Here is a 10816-nt window from a genome sequence, read left to right as displayed (position 1 = left end):
TAACCAAGAATTTTTTGGTGCTACCAGTCCCACTCTATCTTGAGCGGAAAAAATATGTATACCATTACTCCCACCAAAATAAATATTAGTTGGCAGTTTGTAGAGTTTGAGTTGTTGGAAGAAATGCAATCTTAACTCTTCGGAATTTTCTGGGTTGATTTGTCCTTGCTCTATCCCATAGCGATTCATAGCCACTAATCTTTGTGGTGTTCCCAGATATGCAGTCAAGCGATCGCTAATTTGGCGTATTCTGGATGATATCACTGGGATTAGCAACTTATTCACCGCTCTTTCCCCAGTTTCATAAGAAAGATAAGTGACAGTGCCAACACTCAGCAGAATGATACCAATATAAGGTACAATAAATAACGTCTTTAGAGGAATTCTGCCGATAAATTTGAGCATCAACTGGGAGTATATAGGCAATAGTTTCATTATTTTTGGTAACTGGGATAATGAGTGAAAATGGGTAAGAATGAAAATTTTATTAATAGATGATGATACTTATTTCAGTAAATTACTCACAAATATTCTTATTTCCTACCGCTATGTAGTCGATGTGGCTACAAATGGTCACATTGGTCTAGAAATGGTAAATCAGTTCAATTATGACTTAATTTTGCTAGATGTACTCATGCCAAAATTAGATGGTTTGAGTGTGTGTCGTCAACTACGTCAGCACGGTTGTCAAGTCCCCATCTTAATGCTCACCGCCAAGGGCGCAGAGGAAGATGTGATTAGAGGTTTAGATGCAGGAGCGGATGATTATGTAGTCAAATCCTGTGATACTCCTCAATTATTGGCGCGAATACGAGCTTTATCCCGTCGAGTACACGAATCAAGTTTAGTGACTTTGGAATGGGGTAACTTATCCCTTAATCCCCAGTTGCTAAAAGTGCAGTATGGAGAGGAATTAATTCAACTCACTCCCAAGGAATTTGGGTTATTAGAATTATTTTTACGCTCCCCCCACAGGATTTTGACCCGTAGAGATATAATTGACAAATTATGGTTAGCAGATGAGTTCCCCACAGATAATGCTGTCACCAATTTAATCAAAGACTTACGACGTAAACTCAAAGCCGCAGGAATCAAAGAAGAAGTCATTGAAACTATTTACGGCTTGGGATATCGGCTTAAAGCTAGAAAAGAAGGGAAATCTGAGTCTCCAGTGGCAACAGTTGACGATATAGCCGAGGGAATCGCGCTTATTGAAGAAATTAAAGCAGAATTTCAAGCTTCCTTACCTGAAAAAATAGCAGAACTCAACACAGCAATCAATCAACTCCAATTAAAAACCAACAACTCGCAACAGCAACAACATATCCTGACCATAGTTCATCGTTTAGCTGGTAATTTGGGTACTTTTGGGTATCCCGAAGGCTCAGAAATAGCACGGGAAATAGAAGCCCTTCTCACACAAGAACATCTGAGCAATGCACATATTACCGAACTCAGTTTTTTATTGGAAGCATTATCACAAGGATTTAGCCCACCAGGAACAACACTACCGCTGAATGATTCCAACATCCGAGAGCATATACCTACTCTCATACCTCCCGATGATTTTAGTCATACTTTAAAGCAAGAATGGCAACGCCTGCGTACACAATATATCCCTCTTGGCTTAATTTTTTGCGCCATTGATGATTTTGAGAAACAACAGCAGAAAATTTACCTTTTACAGCTTGGGCAAACTTTACAAAAGTACCTTACTCCTCCTAGTTTTATCACTTACTACACTGGAGGAAAATTTGGTATTCTTCTACCCAGTATGCCCTCAGATAGTAGCTTGCGTCTTGCCCAACACTTATACCAAGCTATCCTCAGCTTAGAAAAATTTACGATCAGTTTAGGTATTACTGGCACTATCCCCAGTTCTACCGCCACTCCTGAAGAATTATTAACAACAGTTGACCAAGCCCTGACATCTGCTCAAACCAGAGGCGGTAATACATTGTGCTTTTATCTCTCCGGTTGAAATCCTCTATCCTTATATAGTGATTATTTTTCTCTTATAAGTTCCTTATAACTAAATGATATCTTATCTAGACATATCTTCCTCAAGTTACTTGACAAGTCAATTGACTTGTAAGGCTAAGGATATGTCTAACTAATTTTGTAACCTTTTTGCCAAGCAACTATGATTATCAAAACCAATCGCAATCAGCACTATTCTGACTGTGGCATTGAACAAAAAAATTATGAGGGACGTTTCGGACTACATAGCTTAAAACTAGTACTGAAATATATTGATCTCTACCTTGAGCAAGACCTTAAATTAGCTGAACTAGCGCAGCAAATCAATTTCAGCAGGTCCTATCTATGTTATCGCTTCAAGCAAACCACGGGAATTTCACTTCATCAATACATTATTCGGCAGAGGGTATACCGAGCTAAAGGCTTGTTAGAGTCCTCTAGTATGTCCCTGAGCGAGATTGCTCTGTGCTGCGGATTTTACAACCATAGTCATCTGACTCGAGCCTTCAAGCGATTATTAGGAGTCTCACCCAGCGCATTTCGGGTACGTATGACAAACACTATCCCAGCCCCCGAGGGAGACTAGTCTTATACTGTGGATAGTACGACCATAGGCTTCTGAAGCCCACCTTCAAGGGAGTACTGGGAGTCCCGCCAAAGTACCTTTGGGTGAAATTAAAAACTAAGGATAAAGACCCCTATCAGCCAGCGCCTGTGCAACTCTACCAACACCCAAAGTGTAAGCTGCTAATCGTAGAGGAATTTGTCTGCTCTTTGACTGCTGTATTACTTGGTGATAAGCTGCCAGCATTAACTGTTCCATTTCATGGTTTACACGCTCCTCATCCCAAAACACATAAGAAAGACCCTGCACCCACTCTAAATAACTGACAACAACACCGCCAGCATTGGTCAGGATGTCCGGTAGCACGGTCACACCACGCTCCTCTAGGGACTGATTCGCTACTAAAGTCACTGGTCCATTAGCCGCTTCGGCGACAATTTCCGCTTGCACCTCGTTGACATTTTCCCTAGTAATTTGATTTTCCAAAGCCGCTGGAATCAAGACATCGCAAGGCAAAGTGAGTAAATCTGCATTGCTAATTGGTACTGCTTGGGGAAAACCCACAACACTCTTGTGATTTTTCGCCGTATAAGCTTTCAATACCGGAATATCAAGCCCGTCGGTCGCCAAAATACCCCCAGCCCCTGTGGAGACAGCGATGATTTTAGCCCCCAACTCATGTAATAATTCCGCTGCTGCACCCCCCACATTACCAAAACCCTGAATTACTACTCGTGCTCCTGTCAGGGGTTTACCTCGTTCTGCTAATGCCTCACGGACAATAATCATTACACCTCTGCCCGTTGCCTTTTCTCGCCCTAAAGAACCACCAATAGAAAGGGGCTTACCAGTGACAACTCCAGGGACGGCATGACCCACATTTACAGAATAAGTATCCATCATCCAAGCCATCTCACGGGCAGAAGTACCCATGTCTGGGGCGGGTATATCTACTGAAGGACCAATGTCTTTAATTAACTCACTGATATAGCGGCGACTGATTCTTTCTAATTCTCCCACACTATAACTTTGAGGATTTATGGCTATACCTCCCTTGGCACCGCCATAAGGTATGCCCAATAACGCACACTTCCAAGTCATGAGCATAGCTAAGGCTGATACTTCCCCTAATGTTACAGCCGGATGGTAACGAATTCCTCCCTTATAGGGGCCGAGAATATCAGAGTGCTGCACCCGATGTCCAGTTAGCACTTGAATTTGACCATTATCTAGCTTCACGGGGATAGAAACTGTCACCACTTTACGGGGATGGCTGAGGATTGCCAATACTCCTTGATCTAGGTTTAATTCTTTACCTGCAGCTTCTAAGTAACTACAGGCCTGGTCTAATGGGCAAATGTGCCCTGGAGTCTCAGGTTCTATGGGCAAGGGAGATTTTGAAACCATAACATCTTCTCCTAGTCGCATTATCTTTGCGGACTGGATATATATATGAGTGATATCCCTAGCTTATCCTTTTTGTCTGAGAATGGTGGAATTTTCTGGTTTTTGTGACATTTTGCGGGAATGTTACCTCGATTTTCTCCCTTTTTTGGGGGTGCGATATCCCCAAAGGCTTTATGGTCGTTATTTATACGTTTTATCCTCAAAGGCTCAACGGAAGCGGTAACGGATTTACCATGATCGTACTTTAGGGAGTGTCAAAATCAAGTCATCAACCTAGGTCGGTTGGAATCTTGAGAAAGGCCACAGAGCGGCTTAGGTTGTCCTTCCTCACCCCAACCTACTGGTATTATAAGTGTTTAAATGAAAACTTCATCTGTGAAGTTGCCATGTAGACCATAGGGAACGTGATGTTTAAGATGTAGTCTGGCAATGGCACCTTGATTAAAGTCACTGGCATCTAATATGACTAAATCCGAGCGGTGATGTGTGGCATCATAAACCAATACTAGCACCCAGCCATCATCTTCTTGTTTAGCATCTGTCCGGGGGACAAAAATCGGCTCCCCAGTAAAACCATGTGGTGCAGCACTCCACAATTGTCTGTCTCCTGAGTGCAAGTCAATTTTCAGCAATGCTTGCAAGGGCGCATTACCAGTCTCCCCGTGAGATGCACCTAAGTATAAATATTGATATTTTTTGCCTACAAGTTGGGGATTTATACTAGGAAACTCACAACAACGGCTTTCCATCATCTGTTGGCGGACTTTCCCAGTCTCAAGATTAAGATGGAATCGCCACAGTTGACCAGGGGAAATTGCGGCAAAATTAACCTCTCTAAAATCGCTTTCCGGCTCGACTTCTGGGAATGATGCGTAACAAATAGAATCAATGACAATTTCATCACCCGCATCAAAAGCATTAGCGTGGTGGAAAACAAAGCCAGATTGAGTTTCTAAAGTTCTTACCTTTGTTTCTCCGGGGTGACGGGGAATGACTATAATCCTAGTGGGTTGATTTTGCTGAAATTTGATACACTCTCCAGCAGCACGTATTCCTAAAGCGAAGGGTATGGGGTTAAAGGTAACGGGATTTTGCCAGAAGATACAGTAGTTAGGAGTAATGACAAAATCATGAATGAAACAGAACCCGGGAATACTATGAGTTTGTTTTCTCACAACTTCACCGTCTGGGTTGAGTTCAAATATAGTAATGGTGGTGGATAGTCCCGGTTTAATCGAGAAATTTACCAGACAAGGTGCGCCACCATCTTGGTTACAACTGGGGTCAAAGCGGGGATGTGCGCCAAAGGCTTCACCGGATGATAAAACACCATGGAAATATTCTTTCCCCAAGGTTTCCAATGTATAGGGATCAAGACAATGGGGTTCTGCTGCTTCCCACAGTGCCAAGAGTTTATCACCCCAATAAATTACATTGGTATTGGCAATATTTTTCATTTTGAAGTCGAAAATATTAGCTAACCAACCGCCGGGTTTTTGAGTACCAAAGACACCCCGATAAAGGATTCTACCCGCTTGCTGTTCTGCTAAATAGCCTTCAGTACGAACAAAGCGGTTACGGAAATGGGCGCGACCATTGACAAAGCTGATCCGGCTAATCATCCCATCGCCATCAAAGGGGTGATGTATTGGTTGTCCATTGATATCTAGCAAGCCGGGGCCATTTCTAAACAATGTACCTTGTAATTCTGGGGGAATTTGCCCTTCAATATCATCAATCCAGTAGTCAAATTCTTGGGTAAGTGATTTATATCCTCCCTGCCAATCTGCAAGGGTATAAGATTCTTCTGGATTTGGGGTGTCTTCAATTTTTAAGGTCTGCATCTGCTGATATTATGGTCTTTTGGATTCCATGGTTTGTGAGTCTGATTCCCTCAGGATTAATTCGGGCATCAAGTGAGATATTTCTGCTGTCTGCATTTGTGGATCCTCTGCCGGTAACCAATGAATGAATGGCAGTGGTAATAGTGTACTGAGGTTAGTAATAATTACTAATAGCCACATTAGTTCAAAGTTGGTTTCGCTGATGCCCAGCCAATGCATGATGATGGCTCCAAGTTCATAGGAAACCATTGCGGCTAAGTTGGAAACGGACATCAGTAAGGCAAATAATGTCGCTTCTACTCCTGGGGGACATAATCTGGCTGCAAGTACCAAAACGGGCATATAGGCAATTTGTCCAATGACGGTCAGAATGAGGCTATCACCCAAACTAAACCAGTGGTCATCTATACCTAAAGCTCTGTTAGTATGGGTGACCAGCAGCAGCATTGTCATTCCCAAGGCTGATGATAGGACTGTACTCCAAGTGAAAATGGCGCGAAATGAAATATTTTTGAGGAAGCGTTGAAACATCCACACTCCTATCAAAGAAGCCCCACTGGTTACCAGTCTTACCCGTCCTAGAAATTCTGGTTGAAAGTGTAGTTCATTGGTGCTGAAGAAGAAGAAGGCAGAATCGGCTGTTGGGGTGGCTAGCCAGACAAATACAAAGGCTGTGGGTAGCCAAATGGATTTTTGGGTAATTGCTTGGCGTAGTTGCTTGAGTTGATACTTGATGCTTAAAGGGTTCTGGCTATTATTGCTATGTGGGGCATTTTTACTAATGGGGGTTTCAGCAATTAACCAAGCTACTGCGGAAACTATCAGAGGAAATGAGGCGGTAACCCAAAATACAGTGCGCGTGGTGAAGTGTTCGAGCAGTATTCCGCTCAAGTAAGCGGTGAGTAAACCTCCCAATGCGGAAGCACCCCAGGAGAGTGATTGTAGTGAACCTGCTGCTGCTTGGGATTCTCCCCTGGCTCTTTCTACTACTAATGAGTCAACTATGACATCGCTGACCGCAACAGATAGAGAACCCAGGGCGATCGCTAGGGTAGCGGCCCAACTAGTATGAACTATGGTCGCCAAACTTATCCAAGATATTGCTCCTAATATCCCAGATAGCACTAAATAAGGCCGGCGGCGGTAGCCGAATATGGGTAAGCCATCAGAAATAAAGCCGAATACCGGTTTAATTATCCACGGTAAGGCGACTATTCCCAATAGAGCCGACACTTGAGCCGGACTCAGCAGCAATTCATCCTTGAGGAAAAAACTTACTGCTAGACGGGCCAAGCCTAAAATTCCTTGGACGAAGTAGACGCTAAGAATGGCAATTAACTCGGCGCTGGGTTCATGACCGAAGAAAATTTTACTTTTCACTGAGTCTTTAACCTGAGACAAGCCAGGGGAGTCAATCAGCATTTGATAAATATTTTTTAAGTTTTATCTACTTTTCTATCATATCGATTTCTCAGAATCTAGTTTTAGCTAAATATTACTCAAGGCCATGACCGCATTTTGACCACCAAAGCCAAAGCTCAAACATAATACCTTCCGCACTTGGGTTTCACGGGCCGCCATGACCAAATTTAAATCAAATGCTGGTGTTTGTAATCCTACACAGGGTGGTATGATTCCCCTGTGCATAGCTAAGAGGGAAAATGCCACACCTAAGGCCCCAGATGCTCCTAATGTATGACCTGTGGCACCTTTGGTGGAACTTACCGCTACTTTCTGGGGAAACAAATTTTGGATGATTTGACTCTCTACTTTGTCATTCAGGACTGTGGCAGTGCCGTGAGCATGAATGTAATCTATATTTTCTGGTTTTAGGGAACTCCGTTTTAAACATTGCTGAATCGCGGCGATCGCACTTTTGCCTGTAGGTTCCGGTTTATTAGCATGATAAGCATCTGTTGTCAAGCCAAAGCCAAGAATCTTACCATAAATTTTAGCTTGACGCTGCTGTGCTAATTCTGGGGATTCCAAGACCAACACCGCCGCCCCTTCAGCTAATACCAACCCTTCCCGGTGCAAATCAAAGGGATAAGCGCCAGTTTTGGCCAAAGCCCCCATTTGCTGAAACCCTGACAATGTTAGGGGCGTAATTGGGGCTTCTACAGCACCAGCCAGAGCGCGTTGACATTGGCCGGTTTGAATCAGTAAAGCGGCTTGAGCGATCGCCCAAATACCAGTACCACAAGCTGCCATGGGTGCTAAAACTATACCAGATGCACCGATTTGGCGGGCTGATGCCATGGCGTTGGTATGAGGCAAAAAATCTAACCAATTTTCTATAAGTGCTTTCCCTTTATTCTCAGGGGGATTATGTCCATATATTTGCCGCCCCAGCAACTCCCAACTAGCTTGATGACTGCGACTTGATCCAATAACCACAGCACAATCGGGTAAGGGTGAAACCAACCGAGCATCTTTTAATGCCGAGGCCACTACCAGCCGGGTTAAAGTTGTTAATTCCGTAGGTTGGTTAGCAATCAAACCTAGAGGACAGGCTGCTAGTTCTGAAAATGGTTGATACCATTGCAGACCACATTTACCCGCGATTAACTTCTGCCAGCTATGCTCTAAGCTGGTTCCCAACGAGGAAACTAAACCAATACCAGTGATGACAACCATTTGGGAATTAGGAATGGGAGGTGGGGAATTGGGAATTTTTTTCCTTACTCCCCTACTCTGGAGTTAATCGGGTGTTTTCAGATTTTCTGCACCTTGAGTCACTTTAGCCGATTCAATGCGATCGCCTTGCTGAATTTTGTTCACCACATCAAAGCCGTCGGTGACATTACCAAACACAGCGTAGTTACCATCGAGGAAACCTAAATCTGCTAGAGCAAAGTAAAACTGTGAGGAAGCTGAATCTGGCATTTGCGATCGCGCCATTGCTACCGCACCCATTTTATGCTGTAACACAGGTGGGCGACGGGTAGTTTGACCGTAAATTATTGGTTGTTCTGCACCCATGGGCTTAATTTCTAAAGGTATGCGACGTTCACTCCCCGTTTCCGGGTCAATGTAACCACCCGTCCCCAATCTATTTGCGGGAAATTTGGGGTCTTTACCTTGGGGATCACCCCCTTGAACTACAAAAGGTTGGGGATCGCGCACCACTCGATGAAAAACTAACCCATCGTATACACCTTTTTGGACTAAATCAACGAAGTTGCCAGCTGTAATTGGGGCATTGGTGCCGTCTACCTCGATAGTAATGGGTGAACCGTTAACGGTCATCACCACAGTAGCTTTACCTTCGAGGCGTGGTAAATTTTTCATTCCCGGAATATTCTCACTTATGATTTCAGATACAGTGCTTGTTGTGTTGCCCGTGTTTGTCTCAGTTCCTGCTGAGTTAGAAGTAACATCCTGTGTGGAACATCCTCCCAAAGTCAAAGCACCGACTATCAAAAACGCAACTAGAAAATTTGAGACTTTTAACTGCATAGTCAGTTACTGATTTAACCTGAGTATGTTATCTGCTTGAGTAATTTTTGAGATGTGGTACAAGTTGCAATCCTTCCCCTTCCTTAGAGTCCTTCGAGGGGTACTCTCAAAAATCGGGCTAATTCCGCGCCTGTAGTTTCTAACTCTGCTAAAGATAATGGTTGGCCTACCCGTGTTAAAGGAATGTCTCGCCGACCCTTAACACGTAGGTAGAGGGCGCGACGGGGATTCAGACCTTCTTTGATATCGATGCGCACAGACTGCACGTCTTGAGTATAGGTGTCAATTTCAATGCGACGATTTTTACCGGGAAATCCCCAACGAAAGATTTTTATCTTGCCAGTGTCCTGATTAAAATCGTTGTAACCGCCTCCGACATCCCATAAAATCATGAGCCAGAGGTATAAGGCTAACAGTAAGCCGGCAGTACCATATAAGCCCATGACTAGTCCTTGGGGTACAAATATCAGTTGAGTTGGGTCGGTAACTAGGAGTAAATTTACTTGAAAGTAACTAGATATCCCCGCCAACAAGAAGCCTGTGGCGCCCATGGTCACGATGGTTGCCCACCAGTAATTGCTAAACCGACGAGAACCCAGAACACTTTGATGCAGGATACTGGAAGGTTTGCGATCGCCGTTAGGCGAATCACCTTTGTTAATTGTTGTTGATGCCGTCATTGAACTAACTTTGGCCTGTGAGTTCTTCCCGATCCAAGTCTGCCATTTCAGGAGCTTTTCTTGCAAGTTGCAGGAGTGAGACTTTTAAGATTTATGAGAAAACTTGTGTCAAATTATTAAAATTCTGATATTGATCAGAAGTAATAGGTTTGTACTGAACAAACCCCCACCGCTGGGCAGGGATAGAGACGGGGCCATTGGCCCCATCTGTGGTCATTCATGAGGTTACTGTCTGTGTATTCGTGTAGTAAAATCTAGTCATGTTGAGAATTAACTACACCAATTTTTCTGTGCCGAGGTAGCCTCTACATTCATGTAGGGGGAAAGCCGAAATCCCTTCAGGGACTAAGCAGGAAAGCCAAGAGGTGATTCTTGGCATACCCAGGCCTCTATAGGGTGGCAAGAATGTCAATAAAGTCAATTGGGCAAAAACCCAAACTAATGTGATAAGTTAAGAATCATTAAGTGACCAGAAGCTAATAAATCATTAGCCAATGGTGCGTGTAATGACATAATTCTGAGAAGCTCCCTCATTAAGAGGGCAATATCTCAGATTCTCAGATGCTTTCGGGCTGCTGAGATTGTCAAAAAAACGTTAATTCCTCGTTGAAGTCGCACAAAGTCGGCACAATAGCCGACAGCGTTGCTTCAAAAACGGTGCAATTTTAGTAAAAGAGGATTTTAGTTCAATGACCATCGCAGTTGGACGTGCCCCCAGTACAAGAGGGTGGTTTGACGCCTTAGACGACTGGTTAAAGCGCGATCGCTTCGTATTCGTAGGCTGGTCAGGGATATTATTATTCCCCTGCGCTTACCTAGCACTAGGCGGTTGGCTCACCGGTACAACCTTCGTCACCTCCTGGTACACCCACGGATTAGCC

General features: G+C 43.8%; 8 protein-coding genes and 2 pseudogenes. 3 read left to right on the top strand and 7 right to left on the bottom strand.

Annotated elements, in window-relative coordinates:
• Positions 1-435: pseudogene (locus tag PN457_RS16915) on the bottom strand (hypothetical protein); the annotation flags it as partial.
• Between the two features lie 40 nt (positions 436-475).
• Here PN457_RS16915 and PN457_RS16910 point away from each other — a divergent pair.
• Both PN457_RS16910 and PN457_RS18435 read left to right on the top strand, forming a co-directional pair.
• Positions 476-1981 carry a response regulator gene (locus PN457_RS16910; protein WP_271734701.1) on the top strand — a complete coding sequence of 502 codons (1506 nt, stop codon included), beginning with the start codon at positions 476-478 and terminating at the stop codon, positions 1979-1981.
• 162 nt (positions 1982-2143) lie between these two features.
• On the top strand, positions 2144-2566 hold the full coding sequence (locus PN457_RS18435) for a helix-turn-helix domain-containing protein (protein WP_417006617.1): 423 nt from the start codon (positions 2144-2146) through the stop codon (positions 2564-2566).
• Between the two features lie 96 nt (positions 2567-2662).
• Here the strand turns inward: PN457_RS18435 and PN457_RS16905 are convergent, their stop codons facing one another.
• From PN457_RS16905 to PN457_RS16880, 6 genes are all read right to left on the bottom strand, one after another.
• Positions 2663-3952: a Glu/Leu/Phe/Val family dehydrogenase gene (locus PN457_RS16905; protein ID WP_271734700.1), complete on the bottom strand. Its 1290-nt coding sequence runs from the start codon at positions 3950-3952 to the stop codon at positions 2663-2665.
• A 356-nt stretch (positions 3953-4308) separates the two neighbouring features.
• Positions 4309-5796, bottom strand: a complete 1488-nt coding sequence (locus PN457_RS16900) for a carotenoid oxygenase family protein (protein WP_271734699.1) — start codon at positions 5794-5796, stop codon at positions 4309-4311.
• A 9-nt stretch (positions 5797-5805) separates the two neighbouring features.
• A complete protein-coding gene (locus tag PN457_RS16895; protein ID WP_271734698.1) occupies positions 5806-7218 on the bottom strand; it encodes a folate/biopterin family MFS transporter in 1413 nt (470 codons plus the stop codon).
• A gap of 66 nt (positions 7219-7284) precedes the next feature.
• A complete protein-coding gene (locus PN457_RS16890) occupies positions 7285-8433 on the bottom strand; it encodes a beta-ketoacyl-ACP synthase (protein ID WP_271734696.1) in 1149 nt (382 codons plus the stop codon).
• A 63-nt stretch (positions 8434-8496) separates the two neighbouring features.
• Positions 8497-9255, bottom strand: coding sequence for a peptidylprolyl isomerase (locus tag PN457_RS16885; protein ID WP_271734694.1), 759 nt, complete (start codon positions 9253-9255; stop codon positions 8497-8499).
• A gap of 83 nt (positions 9256-9338) precedes the next feature.
• Positions 9339-9935 carry a photosystem I assembly protein Ycf4 gene (locus tag PN457_RS16880; protein WP_271734693.1) on the bottom strand — a complete coding sequence of 199 codons (597 nt, stop codon included), beginning with the start codon at positions 9933-9935 and terminating at the stop codon, positions 9339-9341.
• A gap of 689 nt (positions 9936-10624) precedes the next feature.
• Here PN457_RS16880 and PN457_RS16875 point away from each other — a divergent pair.
• Positions 10625-10816, top strand: a pseudogene (locus PN457_RS16875) (photosystem II D2 protein (photosystem q(a) protein)); the annotation flags it as partial.

The sequence above is a fragment of the Anabaenopsis arnoldii genome, from assembly GCF_028331025.1.
In the GTDB taxonomy this organism is placed as follows: domain Bacteria; phylum Cyanobacteriota; class Cyanobacteriia; order Cyanobacteriales; family Nostocaceae; genus Anabaenopsis; species Anabaenopsis arnoldii.
Note: the sequence above shows the minus strand (reverse complement) of the source record. Positions and strands in the feature narration are given on the sequence as shown.